The organism is Ruegeria sp. CDSB114 (genome assembly GCF_059611025.1).
Genome location: NZ_JBXWOT010000008.1, coordinates 14,668 through 30,417, shown reverse-complemented (window position 1 = coordinate 30,417; position 15,750 = coordinate 14,668). Strand labels below are relative to the sequence as shown.

General features: G+C 55.5%; 14 protein-coding genes, 1 pseudogene and 1 riboswitch. Of the genes and pseudogenes, 5 read left to right on the top strand and 10 right to left on the bottom strand.

What is annotated here, in order from left to right:
- Positions 1-12: 12 nt before the first annotated feature.
- The 3 genes from AC2FIP_RS15890 to AC2FIP_RS15880 form a co-directional block, all read right to left on the bottom strand.
- A complete protein-coding gene (locus AC2FIP_RS15890; protein ID WP_496787168.1) occupies positions 13-1,002 on the bottom strand; it encodes a HupE/UreJ family protein in 990 nt (329 codons plus the stop codon).
- Positions 999-1,829 (bottom strand): peptidyl-prolyl cis-trans isomerase, encoded by an 831-nt coding sequence (locus tag AC2FIP_RS15885; RefSeq protein WP_496787166.1) that lies wholly within the window; start codon positions 1,827-1,829, stop codon positions 999-1,001. The genes AC2FIP_RS15890 and AC2FIP_RS15885 overlap by 4 nt, the downstream gene beginning before the upstream one ends.
- Positions 1,830-1,989: 160 nt before the next feature.
- Positions 1,990-3,912 (bottom strand): DUF3604 domain-containing protein, encoded by a 1,923-nt coding sequence (locus tag AC2FIP_RS15880; protein ID WP_496787165.1) that lies wholly within the window; start codon positions 3,910-3,912, stop codon positions 1,990-1,992.
- 397 nt (positions 3,913-4,309) lie between these two features.
- Here AC2FIP_RS15880 and AC2FIP_RS15875 point away from each other — a divergent pair.
- Positions 4,310-4,573, top strand: a pseudogene (locus tag AC2FIP_RS15875) (tyrosine-type recombinase/integrase); the annotation flags it as partial.
- Positions 4,574-4,801: 228 nt separating this feature from the next.
- On the opposite strand, the gene AC2FIP_RS15870 reads toward AC2FIP_RS15875, so the two are convergent.
- The 6 genes from AC2FIP_RS15870 to AC2FIP_RS15845 form a co-directional block, all read right to left on the bottom strand.
- Complete coding sequence (locus tag AC2FIP_RS15870) at positions 4,802-6,727, bottom strand: DUF3604 domain-containing protein (protein WP_496787163.1); 1,926 nt, start codon at positions 6,725-6,727, stop codon at positions 4,802-4,804.
- 377 nt (positions 6,728-7,104) lie between these two features.
- On the bottom strand, positions 7,105-7,704 hold the full coding sequence (gene cobO / locus AC2FIP_RS15865; RefSeq protein ID WP_496787161.1) for a cob(I)yrinic acid a,c-diamide adenosyltransferase: 600 nt from the start codon (positions 7,702-7,704) through the stop codon (positions 7,105-7,107).
- Between the two features lie 56 nt (positions 7,705-7,760).
- Positions 7,761-8,696 carry a DMT family transporter gene (locus AC2FIP_RS15860; protein ID WP_496787160.1) on the bottom strand — a complete coding sequence of 312 codons (936 nt, stop codon included), beginning with the start codon at positions 8,694-8,696 and terminating at the stop codon, positions 7,761-7,763.
- A 54-nt stretch (positions 8,697-8,750) separates the two neighbouring features.
- The gene (locus AC2FIP_RS15855; RefSeq protein ID WP_496787158.1) at positions 8,751-9,413 is read right to left on the bottom strand and encodes an HD domain-containing protein; all 663 of its coding nucleotides are present in this window, start codon (positions 9,411-9,413) and stop codon (positions 8,751-8,753) included.
- Positions 9,397-10,497 carry a chorismate synthase gene (gene aroC / locus AC2FIP_RS15850; RefSeq protein ID WP_271951712.1) on the bottom strand — a complete coding sequence of 367 codons (1,101 nt, stop codon included), beginning with the start codon at positions 10,495-10,497 and terminating at the stop codon, positions 9,397-9,399. The genes AC2FIP_RS15855 and aroC overlap by 17 nt, the downstream gene beginning before the upstream one ends.
- A 94-nt stretch (positions 10,498-10,591) precedes the next feature.
- The gene (locus AC2FIP_RS15845) at positions 10,592-11,032 is read right to left on the bottom strand and encodes a 6,7-dimethyl-8-ribityllumazine synthase (RefSeq protein ID WP_142640236.1); all 441 of its coding nucleotides are present in this window, start codon (positions 11,030-11,032) and stop codon (positions 10,592-10,594) included.
- Between the two features lie 128 nt (positions 11,033-11,160).
- A riboswitch (FMN riboswitch) is annotated at positions 11,161-11,306 on the bottom strand.
- 54 nt (positions 11,307-11,360) lie between these two features.
- On the opposite strand from AC2FIP_RS15845, the gene AC2FIP_RS15840 reads away from it, so the two are divergent.
- Complete coding sequence (locus tag AC2FIP_RS15840; RefSeq protein WP_496787157.1) at positions 11,361-11,975, top strand: FMN-binding negative transcriptional regulator; 615 nt, start codon at positions 11,361-11,363, stop codon at positions 11,973-11,975.
- Between the two features lie 13 nt (positions 11,976-11,988).
- Here the strand turns inward: AC2FIP_RS15840 and AC2FIP_RS15835 are convergent, their stop codons facing one another.
- Positions 11,989-12,432 (bottom strand): c-type cytochrome, encoded by a 444-nt coding sequence (locus tag AC2FIP_RS15835; protein ID WP_496692653.1) that lies wholly within the window; start codon positions 12,430-12,432, stop codon positions 11,989-11,991.
- Positions 12,433-12,917: 485 nt separating this feature from the next.
- On the opposite strand from AC2FIP_RS15835, the gene petA reads away from it, so the two are divergent.
- From petA to AC2FIP_RS15820, 3 genes are read left to right on the top strand one after another with little or no spacing between them, the layout of a single operon-like run.
- A complete protein-coding gene (petA, locus tag AC2FIP_RS15830; protein ID WP_142640296.1) occupies positions 12,918-13,502 on the top strand; it encodes a ubiquinol-cytochrome c reductase iron-sulfur subunit in 585 nt (194 codons plus the stop codon).
- Positions 13,503-13,513: 11 nt separating this feature from the next.
- Positions 13,514-14,845: a cytochrome b gene (gene petB / locus AC2FIP_RS15825; RefSeq protein WP_142640230.1), complete on the top strand. Its 1,332-nt coding sequence runs from the start codon at positions 13,514-13,516 to the stop codon at positions 14,843-14,845.
- A gap of 17 nt (positions 14,846-14,862) precedes the next feature.
- Complete coding sequence (locus AC2FIP_RS15820; RefSeq protein WP_142640228.1) at positions 14,863-15,648, top strand: cytochrome c1; 786 nt, start codon at positions 14,863-14,865, stop codon at positions 15,646-15,648.
- Positions 15,649-15,750: the final 102 nt, after the last annotated feature.

The window sequence follows — 15,750 nt, the reverse complement described above, 5'->3', positions numbered from 1 at the left end:
AGGCAAAGCGCTTCAGAATCCACTTATGCGTTCTATGAGCCAGTACATCGATACCGACCCGATGCCATAGGCTGTAATCACAGTCGCCCTTTGGCTAACTGGACGTGCCATCAACCGCCAGATCGCGACAAGAAGAGCCAAGGCCCCGACAAAACTCAACTGGCCGGCCTCGACGCCCAAGTTGAAGGCAAGCAAGGCCGCAGGAATATCGTTTGAGGGTAGTCCGATATCGGCCAAAGCGCCTGCAAAACCAAGGCCATGCAAAAGCCCAAACCCGAAACAAACGATCCAGGGCTTCTGCTTTGAAAGTCGGAAACGCCCGTCGCCACCCTTAACAATTTCCATCGCCAGAAAAACAATAGAAAGCGCTATGATGGCCTCGACCGGCGGACCAGGGACATTCAGAAAACCTAGCGTTGCCAGTGCCAGTGTTATTGAATGCGCCAGTGTGAATGCTGTAACTGCTCCTACCAGTCTCCACGGATCACGGACCAGAATAAACAACGCGAAGACAAACAGCAGATGATCCCAACCTTCCAGTATGTGTTCAAAACCCAACTGGAAATACGCGGTGAAAACAGACCATGTGGTCTGTTCAGAAGGTATGTTCTGAACGGCCGTCTCTGGTGTGAACCGAAGCGTCGTGGGCTCAGCCTGCAGGGGCTGCACACGGACCAATACGTCGTTCTTTTGAACCTCCAGACCTTCTATCTGGATGGGTTGGCCCGCAATATCCCCGCGGCACTCGATAACCCAGGAAGAAACCCATGCTCTGCCATCGGAAATTGGGGTAGGGCCGCGCGCCGGGGTGCAACCATCCGGCGCCATGACATCGATCGCCATGGGTTGACCATTCACATCGGGTTTTCGCCAATGAACGCTCCAGGTGTCCGATGTGATTTGGCGAATTTCCAAGTACCCCGGATCAAGCGCATGCGCCGAGGCATTTCCTGCGACCCACGCAATCAGCAACGCAATCAGTAGGCCAAATACAGCTTTCATTTGGTTTGACCTGAGAGAGCGGGCACTATGATCTCATAGTTGGCAGCAAGAATCTCATATTGCGCTTGCGCCAGATCTTCGCTCATCACGCGACGCCAATCCCGCAGCACGGCATCGTGAATTTCTGACAATGGGGGTATTTGACTAGGTTCGATGTCTTGCACCTGAACCAGATGGACCCCGTAACCCGACTGGATCGGGCCAGCCCACTGACCTTTATCCAATGTTTTAAGACCCTTGGAAAAGCCAGATCCAAAGACCGAGTCTATCACTCTGGTCGCAGTCAAGGGCATAGATGCGGGCAGCAGTGTCGAGGCGCCCAGGTCGGAAACCTCATCTCCCGCGCGCAGGGCGGCCAATACCCCCTCGACTTCAGCTTTGTTTGGCTCCTCACCAATAAAGACCTGAATGAAGGCCAGCTTGCTGGGCGTCGCATAGCGCTTCGAGTTGTTTTGCAAAAAGGCCTCTAAATCTTCGTGTTCCGGAACAACAGACGTGGCGATCGCTTCGGTCAGGAAATCCATTTTTTGACTGAGACGAGACCGGATCACAGAGTCTCCGCGATCAAGGCCAAGCTTTCTTGCTTCTCTGACCAGTACCTCTTCGCGAATTGTTGCATCAGTCAAAGCTTGCAGCTCGGCATCGCTTGGGCGCCGTTTCCACCGTGCTTCAAACTGATCAGACAAAAGCGCGATATCGTTTTCGTCGATTGTTATTGTCCCAAAATCTTCGACAGTCTCGTTTTCCGGCGCAACCATTTGGAACCAAATGAAAATAGCTGCTCCAATCAGGAAGAAATGGAACAGGGGTTCTTTCAATATTCGCATGAAAGCTCCTGCATGAAACGCGCTCCGGTTTTACGTATCGATGCTGACATCAGTCGATTGAGCATTGCAAGAAAATCAACGCGACGCACAAATCGATCGTCTGGTGGATGGGCCGAGGTAAAGGCTTCTACCTCGGTTGCCAACGCCGTGATCAGCAGTGTTATTCTGCCGGTGTATACCAAATCGGGGAAGAGTAAGCGCGTTCCTGATGTGTGAGCACCGCGTCTTCGGGCAATTCGGCGCCAAATCTCAGCTTATCGTAAAGAATCCAACGCGGTGTTGGAATTTCGATCGCACGTACGTAATAAAATGCGCGTGCATTTGGATCGAATTCAGGATCAGACCAAACGGTTACAAGTTCGGCAGTTCCAATCGTGTTGGTCCAACTGGCGGTTTCAACATCTACTGTGTTTCCAACCGCAGGGATCTTGCCGTTTTGGTCAGCAACACGGTTGTCCGACCACGCCACATCGTGAACCTTTTCCTGCAAGGCCCCTTCAGAATCCAGCCAACCCTTTACCACCTGCACGCGATCCAGATTGGCACCAACCGGGTCGCGTAGTGCAGCGATCAGGAATGCGGGCGCACCTTCACCCTCGCGAGGTCGCAGATCCGAGCCCATCGGAACACCTTTGGTGTAGCCCACATCAGCAAGGAAGCGTGTTTCAACATCCGCGTCACTGAAACCCCAACCGCCAAAGAACCGCAGACCGATCCGAGGTCCGGTGGTTGCATAGGTTTCGCGTCGCTTGAACGCATCGAAGATTGCAGCGCGAGTATTATCGGTCGCCCAGACTGCCGTGTATCCCGATGCGACAAGAAGGTCGCCAGGAATTTCGCCAAGGTCATTGGCGATGAAAGGATGCTTTATTCTCGTGGCCGAAGGTTCAACACTGACGGATTTTCCAAAGAAGTTGTCTTCTTCGGCAGTCGCCAGAGACGTATGGCTGTCCGTCGCGCCGCCCATGCCGAACTTATATGGGTTAACGCCGAACTTTTCTTCTAACAACAAACCGCGCTTCAAAGCTTCTCGGGCGTATTCGCCAGCCAGCATGTCATCGGTTTTCAACTCGGTTATGTCGAGGTTGCCGACGTCCCAGTTTTCGTAATCCGCGAATTCATCATCGGGGCTCAGGAAGGGGTGCGCTTCGCCGTCGCCCTTGATCTGCGTGACTTCATAGTGGGGTTCCCATTTCGCGCGGGCGGCCACATATTCCTCGTCTACCTTGCCACCGTGATAGGTGTCTTCGGTCGGGAACATCCACCCGTTCGAAAGGTTGCCGTTATGGGCGAAAGCTACCGCCCGACCGCCCGTTTTTTCTTGATAGTCTTCCAGCCATGCATATAGCGCCTTTGGGTCGGTATCACCAAAGGGTGGTTGCGTGACCGGCGGCACCATCTGAAGCGCCCTGATCGGCCCATCACGCAGCATGACGTTTCGATGCAGATTGAAACCCTTGGGTACAGAGGTCCATTCGAATCCAATGAACGCTGTGAAATTGCCGGGGTCGTTATGTTCTTCCGCAGCCAGAACGATTTGCTCCCATGTAAAAGCAAAAGCGTCTGCACCCGGGCTGTAAGACTCCAAAAGAATTTCTGGCAGGGTCATTTGCGAAAAGTTGGTGATGATGTCGAACGCCGCTTTGCCGGCCTCTTCGCCACCTGCCTTGTAACCTTCGTACCATTCCAATCCTTTTGGATCCGCAAGGACGCCCGGCTTACCAGCCTGAAGGTCCGGGGCAAATCCCATCAGGTCAGTGTGATCCGTGAGAACCATCCAGTCGAGAGGCCGGGCCAGTCTTACTGGTTGACCCGTGGATGAAATGACCTGCTCACCTTTTGCAAAGCGCCAAGCTTCATCAGGTAACAGTGTGTTCCCGAAAGCACCTGCATCCAGCGAAAGTCCGGTGTGAAGATGCGAGTCTCCCCACAGCGGGCGCTCAGGGAAAGTCCGGTTCGCATATGGAGAATAAGGCTGCTTTGAGAACAAGCCTTCCGCCGCTTCTTCGCTAGGAACAGCGTCGGCAAAGACCGTCGATGATGCCAGCCCCAGTGAGATAGAATAAACAAAAGCTCGAAGCATATTGACCTCCCAACTCAAGATCGCCCGGTGGTGCCGGTGACTTACATCTCAAGAGTTTATATTCCTATTTCTCTATATAACATCAATTTTCCATTTGTGGGAATACTCTGCTCTTGGCTTTGTCACGATGATGCAAGTAGGAGTGTGGCTGCCGAAGTTGGTCTGAAAATGACTCGATAAGTCATAGCCTCGATTGTTGGGCTCAACATTGAGAACGGAAGCTTTGGAGAAATTGCGGTTTGAATTGGCGAATGTCCATCGTGAGCCATGTATGCACTTTTGCAAAGTCGGCATAGCTGCGCTTAGATGACATTCTTGGCTATCGCGGCATGGATCATTTTGGGCTGGTAGCTGCCGAATGCACCGGCAGAAATGGTGTTCTCGGCTGACTTCCGAGAGCCGGTTTCACGACCGCTCGCATATTTCGACGCGACAGTACGGTCGAATTGTCCGCGATTTGGTGACGGCCATCGGGTTAGAGCCGAGTGTGTACGGCAACCATTCGCTGCGCCGGACCAAAGCAGCGGAGATATACCCCAAAACCGGAAATCTCAGAGCAGTTCAACTCCTGCTTGGACACACAAAGGTAGACAGCACTGTCAGATACCTTGGTGTCGAACTTGAAGATGCGCTGAGCATCGCCGAGCAGATCGACATTTGAACCACGTTAGCGGGCGGCACTTGCCGTTCGCCAATCCGGACCGGACTCACATTCGCGCCGCGGCAGTTGTTCGATTCAAGCCCGTATTGACCGATGCTGCGGCTTGTATATTTGGGTAATAAGGGTGGAAAGCAGCCATTTTCTGCGGGATGCACGAAGGTATGCAATGCGGGTTTTCAGCCCCTCCCAACAAACAGGAGCAAAGGTGTTAGCGCGTCATTTGGAGTGTTACTCTGGTGTGACCCAAATCGGCGATGAATAGGCTCTTTCTTGTTGCCACGGCTTAAGGTGAATAGGTCGATCCACGCCAAACATCAGAGCATCAAATGTGGTCCAACGCGGCGTCGGGATTTCCAGAACACGGACATAGTAAAATGCGCGTTGGCTTGGATCAAAATCGAGATCTTCCCAAAATGCCTCGAGAAATGGAGATCCAATTGAATTGCGGTAAGTTGCGGTTTCGACATCGACGGTATTGCCAACCAGCAGCAGTTTATTGTCATCTCCGACGACACGATCATCTGACCATGCGACGTCGAAAACCTTTTCGTTCAGATCGCCAGACTTTGTGAGCCACCCCTTAACAATTTGAACACGATCAAGATTGGCTCCATTCGGGTCACGCAGCGCTCGAACCAGAAGTTTGGGCGGGGGCGCTTGGTCGTCAGCGATTAAATCACCGCCCATCGGCACTCCGTTTGCATAGCCAAATTTGGCAAAGTCGGAACGGGTAAGATCATCTTCAGTAAAACCGAACCCCGCGAAAACGCGTACGCGCATACGTGTGCCAGTTGTTGCAAAGGCTTCCTTGCGCTTTAGCGCATCCCAAATCCCCTCGCGTGTGTTTTCACGCGCCCATACTGCCGCAAGCCCCGCAGCAAGCCCGTCTGCATGGGTCAAGTCATCAGATGGGTCATCCGGAGTAAAACGCCCTGTGATACGCTCTTCAAAGCGATGAGGATTGGCCGAAGGTTCAACAAGCGACACCTTGCCGAAGAAATTGCTTTCCTGCGCTGTGGATAGGCCAGTATGAGAATCCGTTGAGCCAACCACGCCAAATTTGAACGGGTTCACCCCAATATCATCTTCATAGGCCATGCCGCGCTTCCATGCGCTGCGGGCATATTCTTTAGGCAACATATCGTTTGTCTTGGGCTCTGGTCCAAAGCTGCCTTTGTCCCAGGTTCCATAATCCGCGAAATCATCCTGTGGTGACAACAAGGGATGTGCCTCACCATCACCTTTGATCTGGGTAATCTCATAGACCGGCTCCCACCGTTGACGGCGCAACGCATAGTTGCGATCAATCGGCTCGCCGGAAAGGGTCGTGTCATCAAACATCAATCCGTTTGATAGGTTACCATTGTGCGGGATTGCCAGCACTTGCCCACCGGTCAAACTTTCGTAGTTTTCAAGCCAGTCCCAAAGCTCCTCAGGGTCTTCGGAATCATAGGCGCTAAACGGAATAATTTGATCTGCCAGTGCTTTACCATCCCGGAAAATAACGTTCCGATGCAAGTTGTTGCCGTTTGGTCCAGACGTCCATTCATAGCCGATCAACGCAGTAAATGCGCCCGGCTGATTGTGTTGTTCGGCAGCAGCCGTTACGCGCGGCCACATGGCCTCGCTGAAACCAGTTCCAGCAAGCGGGTCGGTGACAATGTTAAGCGCGTCTTGCATCCAAGTATCATATGACAAGGCCCTGGATTCATCTGTACGTGGTGCGTAAATTTCGCTGATCTTGCGCCCCCACTCGTTCTCCTGCAGAGCGGGGCTATCTTCTTCCAGCGCGATTGGTAGGCCGAGGTTTTCTGCATGATCCGTCACCACCAACCAATCCAATGGCTGCTGTAAACGCGCAGGAATTCCATTGGACGAGGTGATTTCTTCACCCTTGGCAAACCTGTAGGCGTCATCTGGGGACAGAATTGCCCCGACCAGACCGGCATCGGCCGAGTAAGCTGTATGTAAATGTGTATCACCAAAAAAAACCTGATTTGGATAATCGTCATTTATGTAAGGTGAGTACTCGATATTCTCAGCCGGCTGAGACCCCAGATCACCCAATTCCTGGGACATGGCTTGATGGGCGAGGGAAAGAACGCAGCCAAGAAAAACGGTGCGGAAAATCTGATGAGTAGCAAAATTCTCCATTGTGAATTCCTGTTTGCCTACCTGGTCAATCGCAATTTTATTTCAGCGGCACCGTACGACAGACGAGACACAAATTCAGCATCTATCGATAGCAGGTACAGAATCAAACAGCTCACACAATTGTGTCTATCATTCAAAACTTTAAAGGACCGTGACTAAAATGGGTCAACACCGTGAAACCGATAATGCGTGGAAGTGCATTTCCAATCAATCCTGCCATCAGACCGAACCTTCATCGCAACCCGCACCAAGGTTAGCAATGGGGCCCTTAGCGGCTATCGACCTAATCAGGTGAATGTCGAGAAAGTCCGCTCATCAGACTTTGGGTTTGCATTCCTTCAATCCGGGCTACTCGCTCTGCAAAGCAGACTCTAGTCCTAGAAATCCACGCCGCGCTGAGCTTTGATTCCGGCCTGAAACGGGTGCTTTTCTTCGGTCATCTCAGTGACCAGATCAGCATAGTCACGCAGCGCCTCCGGGGCGTCGCGGCCGGTCAGGAACACGCTGGTCTTGTCGGACCGCGCCTTGAGCCCGTCGATCACCTGATCGACGGTCAGATATTCATAACGCAGGGCAATATTGATCTCGTCCAGAACGACCAGATCATACTCACCGCTCTCCATCAGCGCGCGCGCCTTGTCGAAGGCCGCATTGGCAGCGGCGATATCGCGTTCGCGGTCCTGAGTGTCCCAGGTAAAGCCCTCGCCCATCGTGTGCCAGGTGACCAAGTCGCGCTCTTCAAAGAACCGCCGCTCACCGGTTTTCCACTTGCCCTTGATGAACTGTACGACGGCAACTTTCTGACCCCATCCCAGCGCTCGGATCACGACACCAAACGCGGCCGAGGATTTGCCCTTGCCCTTGCCGGTATTGATCAGCACCAGACCACGGCCCGGGTCGACGGCCTCGGACACTTTTTTGCGGTGCTTGGCCTGCACCTGCTGCATCTTTTCTTTGTGATCCTGCGCGTCGCTCATTCGGGCACCTCTGTGATTGTTGGGCCCAAACTAGGGCAAGATTGAAAAAGGTAAAGTCACGCTTTGTGATCGGTCAGGGACCGGGCCTTGCCGCGTTCCAGCCCCAGCTGGTGTTCGCGCCAGATCACGACCACATTGCCCGCAATCACCAACGCTGCACCCAACAGGATCGCAAGCGTCGGCAGCTCATCAAACCAGATATAGCCGATGAATATGGCAAACAGCATGGTGGTATAGTCATAAGGCGCCAGCATTGAGGCCTGACCAAAGCGATAGGACGAGGTGACCAGAATCTGTGCAACACCGCCGATCAACCCCATTATGATCATGATTAGAGCCTGATTAAGTGTCGGCATGGTCCAACCCCAAAACGCGGTCAGAGCTGAAAGCAGAGTAGCGGTCATCGAGAAATAGAACACGATCGCGGCCGGGTGATCCACCTTGACCAGCTGCCGGATATGGATCTGAACAAAGGCACGGGCGAGTGTGGCCGCCAGCACGCAAAGCGCCCCAATTGTGGCTGCCATCTCCATCTGGGTGGTGCCCAGCCTGGGCCAAACCATAATCAGCACGCCCAGCAATCCCAGCGCGACGGCGCCGATGCGGATCATGCGAATGCGCTCACCCAGAATCAGCGCGGCCAGAATCAGGGTGAAGATCGGGGTGGCATAGCCAATCGCGGTGACTTCGGGCAGTGGCAACAGGCTGAGACCCGTAAAGGTCAGACCCATGGCACTGGTGCCCAGAACGCCACGCCAGAAATGACCCATCGGCTTTTTGACGACAAAGCCTTTGGCCAGCTCTCCGCGCCAGATTAACCAGACGATGATGACCGGAATGGCGAAGAGCGACCGGAAGAACACCAGTTCACCGGGGGGGAAGTCCTCGGACAGTGCTTTGACCAGTGCAGACATTGAGGTGAACAGAACCAACGCGGCCAGTTTCAGGCCCACGGCAAGCATGGGTCGATGGGAAGTCAGGGATTGTGCCATTGGCCGGGAACCTGAGCCTTTGACTGCGAAAGATCAACGATTGGATTGTACCAATCAGGCAGATTTCCACGTGTCGGGCAGGGGTTGGCCGATCTCTTCGCTGAACGCCTCAAGAAACCGGATCATCCGTGCCACACGCGCCTGTGCCAATTCGCGCCCGTTGGGCGTCAGCATGTCTGCCGGCAGGCTCAACAGTTTGACCTTCCAGTGGTCAATCGAGAATTGCTGATCGTTCAGATCACGGGCGCGGGCAAAGGCATCCTCGGCGTCATACAAGTCGCGCCCCAATGCGCCAGCCACTACGAAGGTGCGCGCAATGCCGATGGCCCCCAGTGCATCAAGCCGATCTGCATCGCGTAGGAAGCGGGCCTCGGGTGTTTCTGGCGGTATCCCGGCCGAGAAACTGTGTGCAGCAATGGCGTGCTGGATGGCGTCGATCTCGGGTCGTGAAAACGTCAATTCCTCCAGAATAGGCTCTGACTCAGCAGCAGACCGGCGTAAGGCCAAGTGGCGGTCGGGGTCATCTTTGGGCAAGTTGACCAGGTCATGAAGATAGCTTGCCGCAAGCAGAACCCGAATATCTGCTTGCGTGTCCGCGATGGCCTGTACATTGATCCAAACGCGATCCAGATGCGCCAGATCATGGGCAGGATCTGTTTTCATGCGCTGTGCGACGATGCCGCGCAGCCGGGTGCGCAGCTCAGCCGATATGGCCACGGTTCTCGCCGATCTGACCCCGGTGCAACAGCAGGTGGTCAAGGATTACGCAAGCCATCATCGCTTCGCCAACCGGAACCGCACGGATGCCGACACAAGGGTCATGGCGGCCTTTGGTGATGATCTCGGTCTCTTCTCCAGACTTGGTGATCGTTTTGCGCGTGGTCAGAATCGACGAGGTCGGTTTGACCGCAAAGCGTACGACTATATCCTGCCCGGTCGAAATCCCGCCCAGTATGCCGCCTGCGTGGTTCGAGCTGTATTGCGGGCCATTCTGCCCCATGAAGATTTCATCGGCATTGGCCTCGCCGGTCAGTTCAGCGGCGGCCATGCCTTCGCCGATCTCAACACCTTTGACAGCGTTGATCGACATCATCGCGGCGGCCAGATCAGTGTCTAACTTGGCATAAACTGGCGCACCAATCCCGGCAGGGACACCACGCGCAACGACCTCAACCACTGCTCCGACCGAATTGCCGGACTTGCGTAACCCGTCTAAATAGGCGGCCCAATCTTCAGCGGCTGTCGCATCGGGCGTCCAGAATGGGTTCTGTTCAATCTGTGACCAATCGAAATTCGTGCGGTCGATCTTATGCGGGCCGATCTGGGTCATGTACCCGGTGATCTGCACATTCGGCGCGATCTGCTTGATCGCTTCGCGGGCCAGGCCCCCGGCGGCAACGCGCGAGGCGGTTTCGCGCGCCGAACTGCGGCCACCGCCGCGATAATCGCGGATACCGTATTTTTGCCAATAGGTGATATCAGCATGGCCCGGGCGGAACTTTTCCATGATATCGCCGTAGTCTTTTGACCGCTGATCGGTGTTCTCGATCATCAGCTGGACCGGAGTTCCGGTCGTCTGCCCTTCGAACACGCCGGACAGGATTTTCACCTGATCGGGCTCGCGCCGCTGGGTGGTGTATTTATTCTGTCCTGGTTTGCGCTTGTCCAGCCAGTGCTGGATCACCTCTGCGTCGATGGTCACCCCCGGCGGGCAGCCATCAACAGTGGCACCCAAGGCGGGCCCGTGGCTTTCACCCCAGGTGGTGACGCGGAAAAGATGGCCAAAGCTGTTCATCGACATAAGGCGTGCTCCTTCTGAGCATCGTGATTAGCGGGCAAGGCCCGTAGCCTCAAGCGGATTTGCGGTTGGGGCCCAGCACCCCAACCCTTTCCGGTCAAGCCGCCGAGGACAGCTGCGTCCGCATGGCGGTGATTTTCAACGCCGCCTGTGCCGCCTCGCGCCCCTTATCCACGAAATGCGCGCGGTAGATGGTATTGTGGTGGTCCGTCTCTTGATACTGGTGCGGCGTCAGCGAAACAGACAGAACCGGAACACCGGTATCCAGACCTGCGCGCATCAGCCCATCGACCACAGCTTGCGCCACGAAATCATGCCGGTAGATGCCGCCATCCACCACAAAGGCCGCGCAGGTCACAGCTGCATAGCGCCCAGTCTGGGCAAGATCGCGGGCCAGCAGGGGCATTTCGAACGCGCCTGGAACGTCGAACACGTCCACCTGATCGGCGGGTATCAATTCCAGAAACCCGTCGAGTGCACGGTCGACAATATCGGCATGCCAGCTGGCCTTAACAAACGCATAACGGGTGTGTGTCATCAAGATCTCCTTCCGGTTTGGTGGTCTGCTGGCGGTTGCGAAAACCGGTTCCCACTTTTCGCTGCCAGCACGACATGACACGTCACCCAAGGCGATCACGAGCAGGCGCGCGGGGTTACCGGCACACTGCACGTTCTCTTTCATCCGGACTGTAACCGTCGGCTCTGGCCTCTCACCAGATCTGCTGACACCCCGAAAAGGGGCCGCTCGCGGGCTTACGGGTTATCGCCCGCATACCGCCGGTGGGGAATTCCGCCCCGCCCTGAGAACGAGGCGCACCTTGCCAATAGGTGCGCGGTTCTGCAAGAGCTTTTGCAGGAGGACCGCAATGCACCCCAATCCCGCCTTCCGCGCCGAGGATCGTGACCGTCATATTGCTTTTGCGCGCGAGCGCGCATTTGGTGTTTTGGCTTTGTCAGCGGACCAAGGGCCTTTGCTTAGCCATGTGCCGTTTCTGTTGTCAGAAGATGGCGCAGAAGCCTCGCTGCATCTGGTGCGGTCCAATCCGATCGTCCGGGCATTGAATGAACCGCGCACGGTTCGAATCGCTGTATCGGGGCCTGACGGATATATCTCGCCCGACTGGTACGGGATTGAGGATCAGGTGCCCACTTGGAACTATGTGGCGGTGCACCTGACCGGAACGCTTTCGCTTCTTCCGCAGGACGCGTTGCGCGATTTACTCGATCGTCAGTCGGATTTTTATGAGCGCCGGTTGAACCCCAAGCCACCCTGGAGCGCCAGCAAGATGAGCGCGGAGACTCTGGACAAGATGATGCGCATGATTGTGCCCTGCAAGTTGCAGGTAGATGACATTCAGGGCACCTGGAAGCTGAACCAGAACAAGCCGGACGATGTCCGTCTAGCCGCCGCAGATCATGTGGCGGTAGACGGGTTCGGAAGCGAGACCACTCACCTCGCCGCGCTCATGCGGTCTAGGTGAGCGGACGGGCTGGTCAGTTGCTGAAGGTCGCCAGATAAGCGGCGACATCCTCAGCCCCTTTTTTCAGTTTGACGCTCATGTTCGGACGGGCGGTTTCGTCATCCAGATAATCCCTCAGGAAAACAATCGGGTCCTGCGAATATTCGACGATGTTTTCCTGTGTCCAGACCAGCCCTTCCTGGCCTGCACGGATCATGTCATCGGTGTACATCCCGATTGGTAGGCGTTCGCTTCCGTTCAGGTAATCGGTTTCTGTTCCGGCCACCCGGCCTACGACCCCATAGAGATTCGGCCCGGTGATGCCGCCTTTGACCAGAACTTTTCCATCTTTGATAATTGCATGGCACGAAGAGCACCGATTGTAGAGGCTTTCCCCCTTTGCCGGATCGCCGGCGGCGAAGGATTGCGATGAAAGAGTCAGGGCGAAGGTCAGAGTGGCTGTAAAAAGCTTTGGCATGGAAAAATCCCGCTAAGGTTGGTCCTGTTACAGGCCCTTGGGACATTCCAGCCAAATGTGCAATCGAATTGAGACTCATCTAGTGTGTTGAAAAATATCTATTTTTAACTCATTATTTTTACCAAGGTAGATTCAATCGAAGTGGATTTTTGCGTGGCAAAATCAGGTCAGAATTTTGCAGATTTTCGCCGATCAACAGTCTTCGGTTCTGTGTTGTGAGGGTGTTTTCGTTGCCTGGTTGCCATCCGAATCACTCCCTGTACCACCCGCGCGGCAGGGCAAACGTTCACGGGTAATCCGGCCCATCCCTTGAAAAAAACGCCTTTCGTTGTGACATGAATGCCAAGATGCGGCGTAGTGCGCGCCTATGACCGCTGGACGAACCGATTTCTCCCGGATAGATAGCCGCGATGAGACGCCGCTTTGATGCGGTGCTGATGCATGTTTGCCCGGTATTGCCGGGCGCCGGAATCGGAGAAAACCTCGTGTCCCACGCAGAAGACCACGAAGGCACCCGCAGAGATTTCCTCTACTACGTCGCAGGCGGCGCAGGTGTCGTTGCGACGGGTGCAGCCGTATGGCCCCTGATCAACCAAATGAACCCCTCGGCAGACGTTCAGGCGCTGTCCTCGATCCGCGTGGATGTGAGCGGTGTCGAGCCCGGAACCCAGCTGACCGTCAAATGGTTGGGCAAACCCGTGTTCATCCGTCACCGCACCGGTGTCGAAATCGACGAAGCGCAGAAGCAGGACGCCGATGGCGTGGATGCCCTGCCTGACCCGCTGGCCCGTAACTTCAATCTGAATGCTGATGCACCGGCCACGGATGCAAACCGCGTGATGCCGTCGCCGGAAGGCGAAGCGGCCGGTGCCTGGATCGTCCAGATGGGCGTCTGTACTCACCTCGGTTGTGTCCCGCTGGGCGATGCTGGTGACTTTGGCGGCTGGTTCTGCCCCTGCCACGGCTCGCATTACGATATGGCTGGCCGTATCCGCAAAGGTCCTGCACCTGAAAACCTGCCCGTTCCGCCCGCTGAGTGGACGGACGCCAGCACCATCAAACTCGGCTAAGGGAGACCCAGATGTCCGGAATTCCCCACGATCACTATGAGCCGAAGACAAGTGGCGAAAAGTGGCTGAACAGCCGCCTGCCCATCGTCGGCCTGATCTATGACACCCTGATGATCCCAACCCCCAAGAACCTGAACTGGTGGTGGATCTGGGGCATCGTCCTGGCGTTTTGCCTGGTCCTGCAAATTGTCACCGGTATCGTTCTGGTGATGCACTACACTCCGCATGTTGATCTGGCCTTTGCTAGCATCGAGCACATCATGCGCAACGTGAATGGCGGCTATATGCTGCGGTATCTGCACATGAACGGCGCATCGCTGTTCTTTGTCGCGGTATACATCCACATCTTCCGCGGCCTGTTCTATGGCTCGTACAAAGCCCCGCGCGAGGTTACGTGGATCATTGGGATGCTGATCTATCTCTGTATGATGGGCACTGCCTTTATGGGCTATGTTCTGCCCTGGGGTCAGATGTCCTTCTGGGGTGCGACCGTGATCACCGGCCTGTTTGGTGCGATCCCGTTTGTGGGTGACGCGATCCAGACTTGGCTGCTGGGCGGACCGGCTGTGGACAACGCCACGCTGAACCGCTTCTTCTCGCTGCACTACCTGCTGCCCTTTGTAATTGCGGCGCTGGTCATCGTGCATGTCTGGGCTTTCCACACCACCGGCAACAACAACCCGACAGGTGTTGAGGTTCGCCGCGGTTCGAAAGCCGAGGCCGAGAAAGACACGCTGCCCTTCTGGCCTTACTTCGTGATCAAGGACCTGTTCGCACTGGCGGTCATCCTGGTTGTGTTCTGGGCGATTGTTGGTTTCATGCCGAACTATCTGGGCCACCCGGATAACTACATCGAAGCCAACCCGCTGGTAACACCGGCACATATCGTGCCCGAATGGTACTTCTTGCCGTTCTACGCGATCCTGCGTGCCTTTACCGGCGAGGTCTGGGTTGTTCAATTCGCCAGCTTCATCACCGGCGGCATCATTGACGCCAAGTTCTTTGGTGTTCTGGCGATGTTTGGTGCGATCCTGGCTATGGCTCTGGCGCCGTGGCTGGACACGTCGACCGTACGTTCGGGTAAATACCGGCCGATGTTCAAATGGTGGTTCTACCTGCTGATCGTCGACTTCTTTGCCCTGATGTGGCTGGGTGCGATGCCCGCAGAAGAGCCCTATGCGACTTTCTCGTTAATCGCATCGGCCTACTGGTTCGGCTATTTCTTCGTGATCCTGCCGGTTCTGGGTGTCATCGAAAAACCCGATGCACAGCCGGAAACCATCGAAGAAGACTTCAACGCGCATTATGGCAAGGCTGACGCCGATGCCACGCCGGCCGAGTAAGAAGAGGGACCGGAAACATGTTCAAGAAACTTGCAATCGGTGCCGCGTTTGCTATCGCACTTGCTCCTGTCGCGTCTAACGCGGCAGGCGGAGGCGAACAGCATATCGAGGACTTCCAATTCTCATTCGAAGGCCCGTTCGGAACCTGGGATCAACACCAGTTGCAGCGCGGCCTGCAGATTTACACCGAGGTTTGCGCGGCCTGTCACGGCCTGCGCTATGTGCCTCTGCGTGACCTCGAAGCGCTGGGCTATTCGGAAGACGAAGTCACCGCCTATGCGGCGGGCAACTTTGAAGTGTTCGACCCCGAGCTGGACGATTTCCGCCCGGCTAAACCCGTTGACCATTTCCCCGCCAATGATGGCGTTGGCGCACCCGACCTGAGCCTGATGGCCAAGGCGCGTGCCGGTTTCCACGGCCCTTACGGTCTGGGGATCAACCAGCTGGTCAACGGCATGGGCGGCCCGGAATACATCGCCTCGTTGCTGGATGGTTATACCGGCCACGAAAAGGAAGAAGCGGGAACGGTTCTGTACGAAAACACCGCCTTCCCCGGTGGTTGGATTTCGATGGCGCCCCCGCTTTCGGATGAGCAGGTCGAGTTTGCCGATGGCCACGCAAATGACGTCGAGCATATGTCGGAAGACGTTGCAGCCTTCCTGATGTGGACGGCTGAACCGAAGATGATGGAGCGTAAGTATTCGGGCTTTGTCGGTGTTGTCTTCCTGACGCTTCTGTCGGTCCTGTTGTACCTGGTCAACAAGCGTCTGTGGGCAGGCGTTAAAGGCAAGAAGAAACACTAAGCGCCTATTCAGAAAAGTTAGAAACCCCCGCGCCACTGGCAGCGGGGGTTTTTTTGTTGCTTGGGGGTGGAAGGTGCCAGCCCCTTCTTGGCCTGCGGCCAA